Source organism: Flavobacterium sp. LC2016-13 (assembly GCF_009707955.1).
In the GTDB taxonomy this organism is placed as follows: Bacteria; Bacteroidota; Bacteroidia; order Flavobacteriales; family Flavobacteriaceae; genus Flavobacterium.
The window spans coordinates 74906-95098 of the sequence record NZ_WMDQ01000011.1 but is presented as its reverse complement, the minus strand read 5'-3'; the positions used below and the strand labels follow the sequence as shown (position 1 = coordinate 95098).

Here is a 20193-nt window from a genome sequence, read left to right as displayed (position 1 = left end):
AATTATGGAGCAATTAGTAAATAAAAACTTTCAGATCAGAATTGACAAGAATAACCCTATTTTAAGGGATCATAAAGTAGACAGTATTTCTATCCTTCCAGGTGTTGTTTATCTTGACTTTATATATCGTGTATTAGAAAACGCTAAATATGAAGTATCTAATTTTAGAATACGACATATTACCTTTAAGCAGCCTTTGAGGTTAATTAATGATTTCGACCGCGTATTAACAATGAAATTGAACAGAAGCGAAAATGGCATGTCTGTTACAATCGAAAGTTGTATTCCTAATGATGAAGACAACTCAATAAAGCATTTTGAAGCAGAAATTATAGCTAGATCATTTGAACCATTACCTGATCTTGATCTTGAAGAGTTACAATTAAATAAAATTGGATCTATACCATTAACTGAAATTTATTCAATAGCTGAAAAATTTAAAATTCAGCATGGTAATTATATGCGTGCCCAAGGATTCCTTCATAAAACAAAGGATAAAGTTTTTGCAGAGTTGACAGTATCTGAATTACATGGGGCAAACAACAGATATGTTGCAAATCCGTGCTTAATGGATGCTGCAACACTCGTTGGATTGGTTACCTTCGATGTTTCTAAATTATCAAAACCACTTTTACCAATTGTTATTGAGGAATTTACCATGGGAATTCCTTTACCACGTAAAATTTTTGTTGTAGCTAAGAGGCTTGATGAGGAAATTATTAAAGTAAAAGATATTGTGACCAATAGCATCGAAATATACGATGAATTCGGAGTCAGTATAGCAACGATCAAAAATCTGAAAGGAAAAATTATCAGGAATCAGATAGATTTTAATGGAAAAAAACAAGAAATTAATATTATTCCTCAAAATATAGAGAATGGTCATATTACTCTAGATTTAATAAAAAGAGATTTCATTAAATTACTTCATGTTTCATATAAAATCCCTATTGATAATTTGAAGTCAGACGTTGGGTTTTATGACCTCGGTCTTGATTCAAACGCTTTAATGTCTATAGGAGAGGCATTGGAAAGTAAGGTTCAAACAAAAATTTATCCTACACTTTTGTTTGAGTACCCAACAATAGGTGAACTGGTAGATTATCTTTATGATAATTATAAGGAGCAATATATTCTTGATATTGAATTACCAATTATAAAAGCGCCTAAGCCTATAGATGTAGAAAAGAATATTGAGTTTACTAAGAATAATCAAACGTTAGTGACGGATTCCGATAGCGATAATTTTGCAATAGTGGGGTTGCAAGGTCGTTTTCCTCAATCAGAAAATATGAATCAATTCTGGGAAAACCTCGAAAAAGGAAAAAACTGCATTGAGTCTATTCCTCTGAATCGTTGGGATCATACGGAATTCTATTCTAACCAACGAAAAAATATTTATAAGACCAATAGCCAATCAGGAGGATTTGTTAAAGATATAGACTTATTTGATCCTTTATTTTTCAAATTGTCTGGAAGGGAAGCCGAGAGAATTGATCCTCAGGAACGTTGTTTTTTAGAAATGGCTTATGCTACGATGGATGATGCTGGTTATACTGGAAGCAAGTATAAGTCATTAATGAATGAACATGAAAATAAAATTGGAGTTTTTGTTGGTGTAATGTGGAATACATACGGCTGGAATGCTTTAGAGCAGAGTGTTGGTAAAAATTATGAAATATCTTCACCTTTCACCTTCTCAATTGCCAATAGAGTATCTCATTTTTTCGATTTCAAAGGCCCAAGCTATGTGGTTGATTCTGCATGTTCCTCTTCTTTACTGGCTATTCATAGGGCATGCGAGGAAATTAAAAGCGGTAGCTGTAAATGGGCTTTGGCAGGTGGTGTTAATCTGGCAACTCATCCATCAAAATATGTTTTTCTCAGCCAGTTTGGTATGATATCACCAGGGGATAAAAATTACAGTTTTTCAGAACATGCAGATGGATATGTACCTGGAGAGGGAGTTGGATGTATACTGATTAAATCTTTAACAGATGCGATAAAGCAGGGTGATCATATTTATGGAGTAATTAAAGGTAGTGCCGTAAATCATGGTGGAAAAAGCGCTGGTTACTCGGTTCCAAATCCCAATGCTCAAGAAGCTGTAATTCGTGAAAGTCTTGCCAAAGCAAATGTTTTACCAGAACAAATTAGTTATATTGAGGCTCATGGTACAGGAACATCTCTTGGAGATCCAATAGAAATAAATGCACTGTTAAAGGTTTTCAAAGATCGAGCTAATCCACTTTTGGTAGGGTCAGTAAAATCTAATATTGGACATTTAGAAAGTGCCTCTGGTATTGCAGGGGTAGCCAAGGTACTTCAACAATTCAAACACGGAAAAATAGCGCCCTCAATTCATGCTGATCAACTTAATAAGCAGATCGATTTTGGTAATAATGATATCGAGATTGCTACCAAACTACAAAATTGGCAACCCTCTCTTAATCCAAAAGGAGAACTTTCGCGTATCGCTGGAGTAAGTTCGTTTGGCGCAGGGGGAACGAATGTTCATGTTATTTTAGAACAGGCACCTGAAAAAAAACCTTTCCTGCAAAACCAAACAAAAGAAGAGATATTTGTGCTTAGCGCAAAGAATTATCGTACTCTGGAAAAATACCTTGACACGATAATTAGTCATATTCGTCTTGAAAAAAATACTATTAATTTCAACGATGTAATTTATACTTTACAACAAGGGAGAAAAGCAATGAATTGTCGATTGGCTATTGTTTGTTCAAATTTAACGGAATTAATAAGTGCTTCCGAAGTATTTTTGAATGGACAAATTTCAGCTAATATCTTTACGGGTGAATCACTTTCAACTTCCAATGAAGACATTGGAAATGAAATAAAAACACTTGCTAGATCTTGGGTGAATGGTCAGGATGTTGACTGGAGTGAAAAAGAGTGTACTAATGGATTAACAGTTTCACTACCACCATATCCATTTGATCGCAAACCCTATTGGATTAATGTTGCAGAGCAATCATTTAAGCAATCTGAGAATGCTAGTAACCCATTTGCATGTAAAAATGTCTCTACAGTAGAAAATGTAGTATTTGAATTTAACTTTTCTGGAAAGGAAAACGTAATAGGGCATCACAAATTTCAGGGTAATTCTGTTTTTCCGGGTGCTGGATATATTGCTATGGCAATTCAGGCAGGTAAACAGGCTTTAGGAATAGAGGTTTTTCCAATGGTTAAAAATGTTAAGCTTGTACGATCCCTTACTTTGGTTGGTAGTCCATTCTGTTTACGAGTATTTATAAAAGAATTGGATGGGATTGTCAGTTTTAGTATTTCAGATTCCCTAGATGAAAAAATAGTGTATTGCAAAGGGAAATTATTAAAATCAAATGTAACGAAAACTCAAATTAGTAAAAATGAAGTTTCTTTTGATTTAAGCCTTAATTCAAAAGAAGTTTATCAGAGTTTCTTCGATAATGGAATGCAGTATGGTTCCTCTTTTCAATTGATAGAGCAATTGTCTGGAACGAAATTAGAAGCTAGAGGAAGAGTTCGAATCCCACTTGAATTAATAAAAGAAAATCGAACTAATCCCTTTATACCACAACTTTTAGACGTTGCGTTACAAACTACTTTAGGGGTTGATTTTCTTCAGAACTCAGGCGGGGTTCCGGTCGGATTTGATTCGGTTGAACTTTTTAATGATCCAACTGAAGAGAATACCATAGTAGTCCAAAAAAAGGCTGAATTAAACAAAAAGCAATTTTATGATATTTCAATATTCAATATTCATAATGAAATCGTACTTCATATTGTTGGATATGAATGTTTAATTATAGATAAGAAAAATCTAACAGATAAGCAAAATAAGATTATTTCAGAACATAATGATGTTGTTTATTTTAATCAAAATTGGGAGAAGTATAAATTAACGGAGAACTCAGTAAGCGGTAATTTGGTAATATTTGTTCCTTCCATAGAAAATACAAAAGTTATAAATAGTGATACTCTGCCTCTAGAACAACAAATAATTGTCAAGCATCAAGACAATTATGAAGAAAAATCAAGCAGAGAATTTGGCTTAAATTTTCATGAACCAGCTGACTTTGATCGTTTATTTAAACAGTTGGTTTTATTAGGGATAGAGATTAATGGAATAATAAGTATATCAAAGGTTGATGATGATTCGTCAACTGCAGAGCAAGCTATCGATCAGTGTAGTATTGAAGAATTAGTGTGGAATAGTACTTTTGGTCTTCGTTTGTGTCAGGCTATTAACAGAAATAGAGTAAAGACATGTAAAAATCTGTTATGGGTAGGGAGTACTTCTTCAAATTATGCTGAACCAATGCAGGAAGCCATGATGGGAATGTTTAGAAGTTTTGAAATAGAGTTGCCAGGGATATTTTTCAGAGGATTATGGATCGATAATCTTAGAAGTGACGGAATTTCAATAAGACAGGCAGAAAATGTAATAAAGTCAGAAGCTAAATATATTAAAATAAAGAGTGGAGTCAGTTTTGCACCTCGTATAGTGGAAGATAATTTTTCGTCAAAAACTAGTGAAAGGATTGTTGAAAAGGGCATTTACCTAATTACTGGCGGAACTGGAGGAATAGGAAAATTAATTGCGCTGTTTCTTGCTGAAAAATATCAGGCAAAGTTGATTCTTGTTGGGCGAAAGTTGATAACTAGTGAAATAAACGTTTTTCTAGAATTAATTGAAAGTTTAGGAGGGGAAGCTACTTATTATTCATGTGATATATCGCGGACTCAAGATCTAAAAGAAGTTATAAATGAAGTAGAAAAACGATATCAAAAAATAAACGGAATAATTCACAGTGCAGGACTTGTTAAGGATTCCATGTTGACAAAAAAAGAACCTGAGGATATGTCCAAAGTTTTTGAACCTAAAGTACAAGGATTGTTAAATTTAGATCAGTTAACGAAACATCTAAATATTGATTGGTTAGTTTTATGTTCTTCTGTTTCAGGAGTTTTTGGAAATATAGGGCAAGCAGATTATGCAGTAGCAAATTGTTTTATGGACAACTTTGCATTATCTCGAAATATAGCTCAATCGGAGGGAAAAAGAAATGGGACAACGATATCGATAAACTGGCCTTACTGGAAGGAAGGAGGCATGCGAATATCCTCACAGCAGTCGGACCGTCTGGAAAGGATAATTGGGATGAAACCTCTGGAAACGTTGGAAGGGATAGGTGTATTTCTTGACGCTTTAAAAATGAATATTCCGCATACAATTGTTTTTAAAGGTGATAAATTAATTTACTTAGAAAATGTAATTTCAAGATTCCAGTCTTTCAATCTAGAAAAACAATTTGATAATGAATTGTATAAACATGCAAGTGTTGTTGAACCTGATAGTAATAAAAGGTTACTAAAAGATTTAAAAATAAGGCTGAATTCTATATTAGCGGCAGCACTAAAAGTTGAACTTGATGATATTGATTACGATACAGTATTAGAAGAGTATGGATTAGATTCCATTTTAATGACCCAAATTTTGGATGAAATGGAGCTTGAACTAGGGTTCACAATTGAACCTGGAGCCTTATTGGAAAACCCAACAATTAATTTGTTCGCAGATTATTTATTAGAGAATTATAGAGAAATATGTTTTACCTCTGAAAATGAAAATCAAAAAGAGAGGAAGGAAAAAATTTCAGCTATAGAAGATGATGCTTTAAATTCCGGAGATAAGGAAAGTGAAGATGATGAATATGCAGTTGTGGCAATGGCTAGCAGGTTTCCAAAGTCACCAAATATTGAGAAGTATTGGGAGAACCTCTGCAAAGGAGACAGTCTTGTCGATAAGATCGGTGATGATAGAATGGATATTGATGAATTTTTCGATCCCAAGGTACAAACGCATGGGAAATCCTATTCGAAATGGGCAGGAATGATCGAAGGAGTAGACCTTTTTGATAATGGTTTCTTTAATATATCTGAGGATGATGCTTTGGTGATGGATCCACAACAAAGAATTTTGATGGAATTGACCCAACACTTGTTTGATCATGGTGGTTTCAATATGGATGAATTAAATAATCAAAATGTGGGTGTATTTATTGGAGGAGGAGCCAATAACTACTACGAAAATGCTGAAGCCTTTTTAACTCCCGAGCAATCGAAGAAGTTGGTTATTAATAAAATCCCTAGTATGATTTCTGCAAGATTATCAAGCTATTATAATTTAAAAGGGCCTGCGCTTACTATCGATACTGCTTGTTCTTCTTCTTTAGTTGCTCTTCACCAAGCATGTAAAAGCTTAAAAGAAAATGAATGTAAAATGGCTATTGCTGGTGGTGTTTTTTTACCCATAGATAAACATCTTATGATTTCATTTAGTAATAGTAAGGTACTGGCCAAGGATGGAAAATGTAAGGTTTTTGATAAATCTGCTGATGGAATTGTATTAGGAGAAGGTGCCGGATTAGTAATGATTAAACGATTAAAAGAAGCCATAAATGATGGTGACCAAATTTTTGGAGTTATTAAAGGAAGTGCCGTTAATAATGATGGGAAGACTATGGGAATAACTGCTCCGAATATGAAAGCTCAAGAAGATGTAATTCGGGAAGCAATTAAGGATGCGAAAATTATCCCATCTACAATTGGATATTTGGAAGCGCATGGGACTGGTACATTGTTAGGTGATCCTATTGAAATTAAAGCTGCAGCAAATGTATATGGTGAACATACTGATGAAAAAGGATTTTGTAAAGTTGGTTCTGTCAAATCTAATATGGGGCATTTATTGACTGCCGCCGGGGTTTCGGGAGTTATAAAAGTGCTCTTGTCTCTACATCATAAAATAATCGTGCCAACGCTAAATTGTGATCTGCCACACCCTAGATTTGGTTTTGGAAAAAACCCTTTTGAACTTTCTCGGGAGCTACAGCCTTGGAAGGAAAAAAATCATCCAAGGAGAGCTGCAATTTCATCTTTTGGGTTTAGTGGAACTAACTGCCATGTTATTCTGGAAGAAATGGATTCTTCTTATAAACCAAGCCGTCAAAGTTTAGATCTTACAAAATTTGATAGAAAGCGGTTTTGGTTAGGAAAAACTGTTGTTCACTCATCGGAAATTGAAGTAGAAAACATTCTTAATGGAATCTTCTCAGGAAAGCTGAGCGAAGAGGATGCGTTAGAGAAAATTAATGAATTAATGTAAAATCACCATGTTGGAGGAAAGAATAAAATTAATAAAAAGTCTAGCGAAAAATGAGATTTCTGTAAGCGAGGCCTTGCAAAAATTGAAGTCAGGTGGGGATGAGGTGAGTTCAATTGAGCTTATGCTCAACCACAAATCACCAGTGATTAATGGACATGTTGTGTATGGAAGTAAAATTCTGATTGGTGTTACACATTTGGCTCTATTGTTGGAAGAAGAGTATCGAAAGAATTTCCAATTCCCAGTTGTATTGAAGAAATTTATGCTTCATGAGAGGGTAATTTTGGACGCAGAGGAAATAATAAAACTTCGATTGAAAATTGAGGATAAACAAACTCATGTACAATCAGATATCAATGATCAGGGGGTTTGGCGATCTATTGCTTCAGCCCAAACTAGTGTGGCTATAAATGGTATAAATCCTGAGAAGTTATCTCTTATAGATTGGGAGTCAAACCTCACTTATAAGGGATCTGAGCTATACTCAATTTTTAATAAAAACGGTATTGTTTATCAGGATCCATTGTTAACTGTGGAGAGAGTAACCATTGAGAATGATTTCACATACTGTGAAATGTTTAACGATTTTGAGTTTCCAGTCACGGGAGCTTTACAAGTTAATCCGGTCTTTATTGATGGTGCGATTATTAGTGCTTTTTTTGGAGCATTTTCAACCTCTGAAAATAGAAATGTATATATTCCTCTTTTTGTAAGTGAAATAATTTGTTTTAAAGCGACTTCTAATCATTGTTTTAGTAAATCGGTACTTAAAAAGGCCAATGATGAAATTGCCATCTTTGATATCTCAATATATGATGACAACCATGAAGAAGTGATTTGTTTAAAAGGAGTTAGCTGTAAGAAAATAGCTGATCCATCCTCTAAATCGACAAAAAATGTACAGGAGGATATCATTGAAAAGAGCAGCGTAAAGAGCAGTAACTTGGATAATGCAGGGGATGGTTCAATTAAAAAAGTAAGAGACTATTTGGTAGACAAAATTACGGGACTAATTCCTGATAATTCCTTGTCAGAAAATAAATTACTTAAGACCAATTTTATGGATCTTGGTATTGAGTCGGAAGCTTTAATTCATTTGACCGAGGAGATAGAAGAAGATTTGAAAGTTGAATTGTATCCGACAATATTTTTTGAATATCAAAATGTTAGTGAATTAGCCGCTTTTTTTGTTGAGGAATTTAAGGAAGACATACAGAGCTTCTTGAATAAATTTTCTCCAGAATCAAAGATAGGATTTATTGTAAACGAGCAAGTCAAAGAAATTGAGATATTGGAAGCTAAGCCAACTTTCATTCCTAATGTAGAATCAACAGAAACTTTAAAGTTGGAAGTAAAGCAGGAGCCTCGATCAAATGACATAGCAATTATAGGTATGGCGGGGAGATTTTCGAAGTCAAATAATGTCGACGAATTTTGGAAGAATATTGTCGATCAATCTGACATGATAACTGAAGTTCCTCCTTCACGTTGGAGTGTTGATAAGCATTACAGTTCAGATAAGAAAGCAAAGGATAAGTCATATTGTAAAGATGGTAGCTTCATAAATAATATTGACAAATTCGATCCATTGTTTTTCAATATTTCACCAAGAGAAGCGCGAATGATGGATCCTCAAATGAGGCATTTGTTGGAAAATCTATATCACACATCAGAAAACGCAGGTGTGGTAAGTCAGCTTCGTGGTTCCAATACAGGGATGTATGTGGGAGTTTGTTTTCATGATTATCAAACAGAGAGTTTACTCCATAATAAAGAAATTGATCCATTTGATGGAATTGGGAATGCCTTAACGATGTTAGCAAATAGACCTTCCTTCTACTTTGATCTTAAGGGACCAAGTTTGACAGTAGACACTGCTTGTTCATCCTCACTTGTTGCATTGGATTTAGCGTGCAAAGCAATTCAAAATGGATCTTGTGAAATGGCGTTCGTCTCAGGTGTAAACCTATTACTAAGTGCTTGGCATTATAAATATTTCTCAAGTATAGGTGCATTATCCGAGAGTGGGCGTTGTCACAGTTTCGATAGTAGAGCTGATGGATATACACCTGGAGAAGGAATTGCTTCGGTGCTGTTAAAGCCTCTTGATAAGGCTCTTGCTGATGGCGATCCAATTCATTCAGTAATCAAAGGGAGTGCAGTAAAGCATGGAGGATATACAAACTCAATAACAGCTCCAAGTGCAAAAACTCAAGCTTTAGTATTGAAAGAAGCTTGGAATAATGCCAATATTTTACCTGAGCAAATAGGTTATATAGAGGCTCACGGAACCGGAACTAAATTAGGTGATCCGATTGAAATTGAAGCTTTAAAAATGGCTTTTGGAAGTAATACAGAGCAGAAAGGTTTTTGTAGAATAGGTTCAGTTAAATCTAATATAGGTCATACCGAAGGGGCTGCGGGAATTTCAGGTATATTAATGGCGACCTTATGTATTAAGAATAAGTTTATTCCCGCCATGCCTAACTTTGAGGGATTAAATCCTTATATAAAGATAAAAAACTCTCCTTTTGTAATAAACAATGAGAATACTAACTGGCAATCTGATAAGCCACTTATAGCAGGAGTAAGTTCTTTTGGATTTGGTGGTACATATGCACATGTAGTTTTAGAGGAAGCTCCTGCGATTGATCGCATTCATTCTTCATCAAATAGGGAAGAACTTATTTTTATTTCTGCAAAGGTCAAGGACAGCTTAATTCGAAATGTACAGCAAATTCTTGAATTTATTGAACTCAATGAGAACAAGGATACTTGTACATTGACAAATATTGCATACAGTTTATTAACCGGTAGGGAATCTTTTTCAGAGCGACTTGTGATAAAAGTTAGTAGCATGGAACAATTAAAAAGGGCTCTGTCGAACTATGTAAAGGGAGACGATTCTGAGGTTGCTAGTAGCTCAATTGAAGATTCTGATTATGAAGATGTATTACTAACAGATATAGATCTAAATACCAGCCAAGAAAAATTCGTGGAGCTGTGGCTTGGGGGAGCAGGCATTGATATTGCTCAAATAAGGAGTTCTAATGAAGGTAAGGCTCAGATAATTTCTTTACCAGGTTATGCGTTTTTAAAAGAATCTTATTGGTATGATTTGCCAGCGATCAAACTAGAGAAAAAAATTAAGTATGCACTTTCACCGAAGCAGGCCGATATTCAGGAGATTTTTATCTTTTTATCGAAACACCAAGTTTTGGTTAATGAACATTTAGTAAAAGACACTTTTGTTTTACCTGGTGTAGGTACAATGGAATTGATTTTAGAGGGGGTTCGTACGGCTTTGCCTCAATATAGCGATCAATTAGTAGTAAATAATTTATTGCTATTGGCTCCGCTTGTTGTTTCAGACCACATTAAACTTTCTGTAGTTGTTGAGAAAGGTGAAAATCAAATTAAGGCAGAATTAAAAATTACTGATAGTAATAAGACTTTGGCAACCTGTTTAATTGGGACAAATACATCTAGCATTAAAGAGTTAATTTCTTTGGATTCAATTAAATCGCGGTCTAAATTTACAATGACACATGAGGAGGTCTATGAGCGTTTTAAAGCTGTAGAGATATGTTACGGAGAAAGTTTTAGAGGTATTTCTAAATTATGGTGTAGTGAAAATGAAGTTTTAGGGCTTGTTAATTTACCTGAAACTGCAGCTACTTTAGAAGAGGGCTATTTGTGGAATCCTTTTTTGATGGATGCAATTATTCAGTGTACTAGTGGACTACAGACCCCAAACGAGGCTTTAAATTTTATGCTGCCTCATAAATTCGAAAATGTTTGTTGGTTAAAAGAGCAACCTAAAAGTTGTTGGGTGCATGTTGAATTAATCGAAATAGATAGAGATCGAAAATCATGCTTTATCACACTTAAAGCCTACAATACACAATTTGAGTTAGTATTCAGTATTGAGAAGCTTACACTTAAATTTGCTGATAAATTATTCTTATCTGACAAGATTAATCTTGATACGGACTTTCTTCCTGGATACACTTATGCATGGAAAGCAATCAAAGAATTACCTTGTAAAGTTGGCTTTGAACAAAGCAGAGAGAAAGGGAAAGGACTTTGGGTATATAACAATCCGGATAATTTACCGCTATTAAAAAAACGTTTTCAAACCAGACCAGAGGATATGGTTTTTCTATATGTAGGAGCGGAAAATAGAGTTTATGAAAATTCATATGAGGTTAAATCACAGCAGGATGATTTCCTAGCATTTTTGGAGCTAAACGGTCACTTTGACGAAATTTGTTGGCTGGCAGAAAACAATGAAATACCGCAATCTCTTTCCAAAGTACAGGATCAACAAGAATTGACTACTTTTTCATTATTGCGTTTTATAAAAGCTCTTGCAGAGCGCAATAAAGAAAAAAAATTAGTTAATCTTAATCTGTTCACTTTAAATGCAGATACGATAACAGAAGATAATTTCCTAAATCCTAATCTTTCAGCAATGAAAGGCTTAGCTAAAGTACTGCCTAAAGATATATCGTGGTTGAAAGTAGGTCTTCTGGATCTTGACAAGAATGAATGGATACAGGGAAATCACACCGTTCTGGAGAATATTAAAAAATTAGAAGCAACTAAGTTATGCATAGATTATGCGGTACGAAATAAAATATTATTTCAATATCGGAAAATTGCACTACAAAATATTCCAATTACAGTTGATCCATCCACTAAAATCGCAATAGAAGGTAATTATGTTATTGTTGGCGGTATGGGGGGATTAGGATCTAAGTATTGTGAATGGCTGGTTTCCAAAAGCAATGTGAATCTTTTTATTTTAGGCTCTTCAGAGATGGACATTGAAAAGCAAAAGAAATTGGATAAGTATAAAGCGAAAGGATCAACTGCTAAATATATCCAAGTAGATATTACGTTAGAGAAGGAATGCCGATTGGCTATTGAGAAATTGAACCTTCAAGTAATTAATGAATTAGTCTTTTCCGTTATTCGACTAGATGATAAGCCAATATTGGAAATGGAGGAAGTATGTTTTAATACAGCTTTCTCTCCTAAAGTGATGGGGAGTTGGTCGATGTATTTTGCTACTGAAAATATTGATGTTAAGAACGTTTTGTATTTTTCATCCATAAATGCTGATATCGCAAGTAAGACACAATCAAACTATGTTGCTGCATGTGTATTTGAAAATAGCTTTGCAGAGTACTGGAAATTTATGAAGAAGAGTACCGTAAAAGTTATTAATTGGGGGTTTTGGGAACAGACCGGAATAGTTGCAGGAAAGGATCAAAGGGAGTTACTTGAAGCTGTCGGTATTATGGGAATAGATAATAAGGAAGGTATAAGGTTTCTTGAAACAGCATTAAGTACTTCTTATTCCAAAATATGTATCGCAAAACTTTCTGAAAATTTGAAAGATATTTTACAAATAATATCCAATGAAACATCTATAATATTAGATCAAGTTAACAAGGATGAAACGTTACGATTTATAAATGAGGGTTTTCCTATTTTGGATTACATCCAAAGTAAAGAACTTTTTCGTGACTATGTGGTCCTTTCGATTGAAGGACTATTTAGTAAATACCGAAACGGCAAAGTAATTTCTATCCTTTCATTTATGAATACTCAAGAAGTATTACCTGTCTACGAAGCCCTCATACGCTCTGCGTTTGAATTATTAGTTGACGAGGAATATCTGGTTAAAATTAACGAAGATGAATTTGAAGTAAGTACTATACTTAATTCTCCTATGAAAAATAGGCAGGAATCAATTAAGCAAGATTTGTTGGCAAGAGGAGGAGAGTATTTGCCTTATTTTGAGTTGTTTGATAATTGTATAAAGAACTTTATAGATGTTGTTAATGGTACAACTAGTCATGCTGAGGTCTTGTTTCCAAATGGTTCAATGGAGACGGTCAACAAAATTTATCAAGGTAATCGGATAATGGACTATTACAATACTTTAGTATCTAGAATTACCATAGATTTGCTAAACCTTCATGCTCAACGAAAGAATGATGGTTTCGTGTTCAAAATATTAGAAATTGGAGCTGGTACAGGAGGTACAAGTAAAACAGTATTTGAACTTTTAAAAGAAAGTCGATTAAATGTAGAATATCATTATACTGATATTTCAAAATCATTTATCAATTACGGGAAAAGAACATTTGCGCACTACGATTTTATAAAATACGATATTTTAGATATCGAAAAACCGTCCTCTTTTGGAGAACAATATTCTAATCATTTCGATTTGGTAATTGCAAGTAATGTAATTCATGCAACTTCTTCAATTTTTAGTTCTTTACAGAATATTCGTGGATTACTTTCCAAAAATGGAATACTGGTTTTGAATGAAATGATAGAAAATAACCCCTTTAATACTTTTACATTTGGGCTGACAAAAGAATGGTGGAAGTTTCAAGATAAAGAAAATCGTCTTCCTTTTTCACCTGTTCTTTCAATACCTCTCTGGTCTAAAATGTTGATCTCAGCCGGATATTTCAATACAGCGCATTATGGCTTAGGTGAATTTTTAGGACAAAGTGAGTCAATGCAAATTATGGTGGCTGAAAATAGTTCCATTTTATCTCTCAATTTTGATAAATTACCTACTCCATCTCACCATAAGAAAAATACAGTACCACAAAAAAATCAAGAAATATCAGATAAAAAAAACGTGGTAGTTAATTACATCAAGGGCATTTTCTCTGAAGTTTTGCAGATACCAGCACAACAGATTTCAATTGTGAAAAGCTATGATGAATACGGGGTAGATTCTATTACTGGACAAGAATTAATAGAACGTTTAAAGAAAGATATTCCAAAATTAAATTCGGTAATATTGTTTGAATGTACCAATATAGAACAATTAGCTTCTTTCTTTTTAAAGGAGTTTCCTGACTTTATTATGGAGTTAGGTTCTTTAGAAGAAGAGGTTAATTATTCTTCGGTACTGCTAAATGATGACGAAAAAGAAGTTTTTAAGTCTGTAAATAAGAAAATTATATTTGAGCGATTAGATAGTCCTGAATTACAAAAAGATTCATTTTTTTCTGATAATGAAGAGAATGAGATTGCAATAATTGGTATGGCTGGGAAATATCCACAGGCGGAGAATTTAGACGAGTTTTGGGAGAATCTAAAAAAAGGTAAGAATTGTATTGAGGAGATTCCAAAAGATCGATGGAATATAGCTGATCATTTTGATTCAGATCCCAAAAAAGAAACAACAAGTTATAGTAAGTGGGGTGGTTTTATTAAAGACATTGATAAATTTGATGCTCAGTTTTTTAAAATGTCTCCCTTCGAAGCTGAACTTACAGATCCCCAAATTAGATTATTTCTAGAGAATGCATGGACCTTAATGGAAAATGCTGGTTATACTGCAGATTCAATTGGACAAAATGTCGGTGTTTTTGTTGGTGTGATGTCTAGTCAGTACCAATTGTTGGGAGCTGAGGAAATGATGAAAGGAAATATATCATTACCAAATTGTGGGTATTGGGCGATAGCAAATCGAGTATCTCATTTCTTTGATTTTCATGGTCCTAGTATAGCCATTGATACGGCCTGTTCTTCTTCTTTGACTGCTTTACATCTAGCTTGTAGAAGTATTCTGGATAAAGAGTGTAATTCTGCTATAGTCGGCGGTGTTAATCTGATTATTCATCCATCTCGATACATTCAGTACAGTCAATTCAACATGTTGGCCAGCAATGGCGAATGTAAAACCTTTGATAAAGATGCTGATGGTTTTGTTGATGGAGAAGGAGTGGGTAGTGTGTTACTAAAACAAAAAAAACAAGCAATAGCAGACGGTGACTTTATTTATGGAACTATTAAAGGATCAGTGATAAATTCCGGAGGGAAATCAGCAGGATTTACAGTACCTGATATCGCGAGGCAATCAGAACTGATTGCTAAAAACCTAAAAAGTAGCGGGGTGAAACCCCAGGAAATCTCATACGTTGAAGCACATGGAACTGGAACGAAACTTGGTGATCCGATAGAAGTGAGAGCTTTAACCAAAGCATTTGAACAAAATCAATACAAAAAACAGTATTGTGCAATTGGTTCTGTTAAGTCTAATATTGGTCATTTAGAAGCGGCTGCAGGAGTAGCCTCGCTGTCAAAAGTTTTATTACAGTTTTATTACAAAACATTGGTACCGAGTATTAATTTCAGAGAAGAGAACCCTAAAATTGAATTTAAGGAAACACCCTTTTTCGTGCAACAATCTTGTAGTCCTTGGAACCCAATAAATCTTGATGGTAGACCTCTGCCAAGAATAGCCACAATAAGTTCGTTTGGAGCCGGAGGAAGTAATGCCAATATTATCATAGAAGAGTACAAAAACAAAGAATTATCAGAGTCTTCTACCATAAATCATTTGATTATTCTTTCTTCTGATAAAGATGATTTAGATGATAAAGTGGTTGAGTTAAACAGATTTTTATCCAACCGAAGCAGTTTAACCCACTATTCTTTGAAAAATATTGCAGGAACATTACAACTCGGACGTGTTCACCACAGGAATAGAGTTTGTTTTAATGTAAGTAGTTTAACCCAATTGCAAAAAGCCTTAACGGAATATTCAAAAGGGAATAAAGACAGCACTGATATATTTTTACAAAAAAACAAAACGGAACAGGATGATTTAGCGCTTTTTGAGAAACCAATAAGTAATAATAATATTAAAGAGATTGCAGAATATTGGATAAAAGGTGGAGATGTTAATTGGAATGAACTTTATTCTGAACAGAAATATTTGAAAGTACATTTGCCTGGTCAGTTGTTTAGAAAAGATAGGTATTGGTTAAAGCAGGTTGATCCTCTTATTGAAAATGTTAAGATAACAGACAACAGGGCTGAATTATGGGATTCTAACCATTCGGACCTTGAAAAATTTAGTTTTACAAAACAATTTTCAGGTCATGAAAACATTCTGAAAGATCACAATGTCTCAGGGCAAATGATTTTACCAGGAGTTGTTTATCTTGAGATGTTCCGTCAGACGATGAAGGCAATTTACGCCAATGATCCTGTGGTGAAGATTAATAATTTTATTCTAGCTTCTCCGATTGTTTATCATGAGCAATTAGGTGAAATTCGGGTTGATATCAAGCCGGGTAAAGACCGTTTTGATGTTGAGGTAAGTTCAGAGTCTGATGGCGTTAACCAATTACATGCAATGGGGAAATTGGTATTGAGATCACAAGTTAAAGAAAAACCGAATGTTACATTGGTTGATTTGAATTCCATAATAGCACGTTGTCCTAAAGTAGTTCAAGGGAAGGAAGTATATGAACTCTATGGCTCAGTGTCTCTAGTTTATGGAAAATCTTTTCGGGGAATTCAAAAAATTAATTGTGGAAATCTAGAAGCATTAAGTTTTATATCCATAGATGGCGAATCAAGTGATGCCGTAACTGGTTTTAATCATACTATTCTTGACGGAGCCTTACAGACTATAATGGGAGTCAACTTAAGTGCCGAAGATCACAAAATGTTTTTACCATTTTCATTTAAATCTTTTGAATGTTATGCAAACTTAACACGCGAGTGTTATGTCCATGCAAAAGTACTGACTGAAAAATATAGAAATGATGATCTGATCTTTTGCTTTGATATTGACATTTTTGATGTGTTTGGAAAACATTTGGCAAGATTTAATGAGTTTGTCGTAAGAGCATTTGATCCTAAATCTGTACAATCGATTATTACCGTGCCAGAAGAGGAGAAATTAAACCAGATTTATATACCCAAGTGGCACTGCGATGAAGCTTTCAGGTTAAATGACATGTCCTCTTTGAGCTTATCAAATAGCTTGATTTTCTGTAATTCTGAAGATTATTTACAACCAATTAAAGATCGGGGTGATATTATTACGGTAGTATATGGTAAAGAATTCTTGTGGAAATCAAAACATGAGGTTATTATTAATCCAGCTGAGCCAGCTGATTATTCTAAATTATTTAGTGATTTAGAACAGCAAGATATAAAGATAAACCAGATCATCCATTTGTGGAATTATTTGTATGTTAAAGATACTATCATTGAAAATGATGATCTTCTGAATATTGGGGTGCGTAGTCTGTTTTTGGGATATCAGGCTGTACTAAAACATAATAAAATCAAAAACATACCCTTTTTCTATTGTTATACTACCAGTTCAAAAAACCACTATAATCAATGTGCTAATGCGCTAGCTAAATCTTTTACTAAGGAAAGCCCCAAAGGAAAACTAATGGTGGTTGAATTTGATCATCTTTATCCATTACCTGACTTGTTAAGTACTCTTCATTATGAAAAAAATAATGTCGTTAAATTTAATGTGAAATTAGAAAAGGGCAAGCGCTATTTGCGTCATTTTGAGCGATCTGTTTTATCGGGTAAAAAATACAATGAACTGGAAAAAGGCAATAATATTATAATTGTTGGAGGTCATTCTGGAGTTGGTAAATTATTGGCTGAGCATTTGATTAAACAGTATCAGGTAAATGTTTTTGCAATTGGCAGAAGAACACTTAATGAAACGGAGATATCCCAACTTGAAATTATTGAGAATCATGACAGTTCTGTAAGATATCTTTCCTGTGATGTCAACAATAGGGCGGAATTGAAGGTGTGTTTGAATAATATTCGAGATTACGGAGGTATTCATGGGATTATTCATGCCGCAGGAATTGTCGAAGATCATTTTCTAATTCAAAAAAAATTAGAAAGTTTTAATAGAGTTCTTTTACCAAAAATTAACGGAACTATTAATTTGGATGAATTAACCATAAATGATGAATTGAAGTTTTTTATCACCTTCTCATCTCTGGCAGGAGTAATGGGAAATGTTGGTCAGGGAGATTATGCAGCAGCCAATTGTTTTATGGATTCATATCAGCATTACAGAGACGTTATGCATAAGCAAGATCAACGAAACGGAAAATCCATTTCTATCAACTGGCCTTATTGGAAAGAGGGAGGCATGCAATTGGAAGCAGAGTATTTAGCTATTATGCAAAAGCAAGGTCTTGAAGAATTGACAACTTCACTTGGGATAGCCTATTTTGATAACATTCTTAATTCCAATAATCTTCAATCAGTAGTAGCTATTGGAAATGATGATAAGATATTTGCTATGCTTAATGGTATTGAGTCTGTTGACAAGAATCAATTGTCAGATCAAAAGGCAGAAGTTAACGAAAAATACTCTCTAGAGAGGATGATTGAAATTGTGACATCATGTTTGGCTGAAACTTTAAAGATTTCTTCAGATGAACTTGATTCTCAGGTTAATGTAGTCGATTTTGGTATGGATTCGATTCTGATGATGCGTACCTTAGGTAAAATAGAGAGTAGTTTGGGCATTGTGATTGATCCTAATTTGCTAGTTGATAATTCTACTATCCATGGGATATCCGAATTTCTATTACAGAACCATCAAGATGAATTGCTAATGGAACAGTCAGAATTAAAGGATGGTTTTACTGAAAATAAAAGCCAAAATCAAGTTGAGGTAATAACTGAAATTAAAGATGGTTTTCCACAAAAGGAAAATTTTAAAGAAGAACGTGATGGCAAAAAAGAAGAAACTTCACGCGTGGCTGTTATTGGTATGGCCTGTCGTTTTCCGGGTTCTGATACTACGGATGAGTTTTGGGAAAGACTGGTAAATGGAGTTTCATCTATTGGAACTATACCTAAAAGCAGATGGGAAGTAAATAGTGAAAGTTTATCTGAAAATGAACAGCAATTTGGTGCTTTCATTGATAATTATGATGCATTTGATGCGTCGCATTTTAATATCACTGATCAGGAAGCCTTGGTTATGGATCCACAGCAAAGGATATTGCTGGAACTGAGTCAAGAATTAATAGACAATGCGGGTTATAGAAAAGAAGAACTGGATGGATCAAAAACAGCGGTATTTTTAGGAGGGACCTCAAGCAATTATATTGGGATTCACGAGGGGGAGATTACCAAAGAATTGTTAAAGTATTCTATCGTCAGTAATATTCAAAACATGATGGCTGCCCGCATTTCTAACTTTTATAATTTTAAAGGATATTCAGGAACAATTGATACTGCCTGTTCTTCATCATTGGTCGCGATTCATCAGGCAGTGGAATCTATTCGAGATGGTAAATGCGAATTTGCAATGGCAGGCGGAATATCATTACTTCTTGACGATCATGCCCATAAAGGATTCTCTGGTGCTGAAGTGTTGTCAAAAGACGGACGGGTTAAGGTTTTTGACCAATCAGCCGATGGATTTACCCTGGGAGAAGGGGGTGGGTTGGTTTTCCTTAAAGATTATGAAAAGGCAGTTCGAGATGGTGATCAAATATTAGCAATTATAAGAGGTAGTGCCGTAAATAATGATGGAAGAACTATGGGAGTAACAACGCCAAATAGAGATGCTCAAAAGGAAGTTATTAAAGCTGCAATTAATGAAGCAAATGTCAATGTGGAAAATATTGGTTATTTAGAAGCTCATGGAACAGGGACCTTACTTGGAGATCCTATTGAAATACAAGCTGCTACGCAGGTTTATCGGGAGTTTGTGGATAAAGAAGGGTTTTGCGCGACAGGATCTGTTAAGACAAATGTAGGACATATGTTGACAGCTGCGGGAGTTTGTGGATTTATTAAAGTTGTTTTATCATTAAATAAAGGAAAAATTCCGCCAACATTAAATTGCGATAATCCTCATCCAAGATTTAAATTTGATAAGTCGCCATTTTTTCCAGTAACAAGTGTAACAAATTGGACTCAGTCAGCAGGAGAACGATTGGCTGCAATATCTTCTTTTGGTTTTGGAGGGACTAATTGTCACATGATAGTGCAAGATTATCTTGGTAACTCTGCTAAAAGACTCCCTATAAAGAATAGGAAATTCAATAGGAGTAGATATTGTTTGGGTAAAGAAATTTTACCTGTTGCTGAATATGAATTACTAGATATTTTTGCGGGTCTTAGAAAAGGAGATATATCGATCGAGGAAGCGGAAAAACTGATAAAAAATTTAAACTAAT

Annotated in this window: 2 protein-coding genes; both read left to right on the top strand. The window is 34.4% G+C overall.

Annotated elements, in window-relative coordinates:
- Positions 1–4 precede the first annotated feature (4 nt).
- Positions 5–7171: an SDR family NAD(P)-dependent oxidoreductase gene (locus GKZ86_RS20050; protein WP_154784834.1), complete on the top strand. Its 7167-nt coding sequence runs from the start codon at positions 5–7 to the stop codon at positions 7169–7171.
- A 121-nt stretch (positions 7172–7292) separates the two neighbouring features.
- Positions 7293–20192 carry an SDR family NAD(P)-dependent oxidoreductase gene (locus GKZ86_RS20045; RefSeq protein ID WP_194632607.1) on the top strand — a complete coding sequence of 4300 codons (12900 nt, stop codon included), beginning with the start codon at positions 7293–7295 and terminating at the stop codon, positions 20190–20192.
- Position 20193 lies beyond the last annotated feature (1 nt).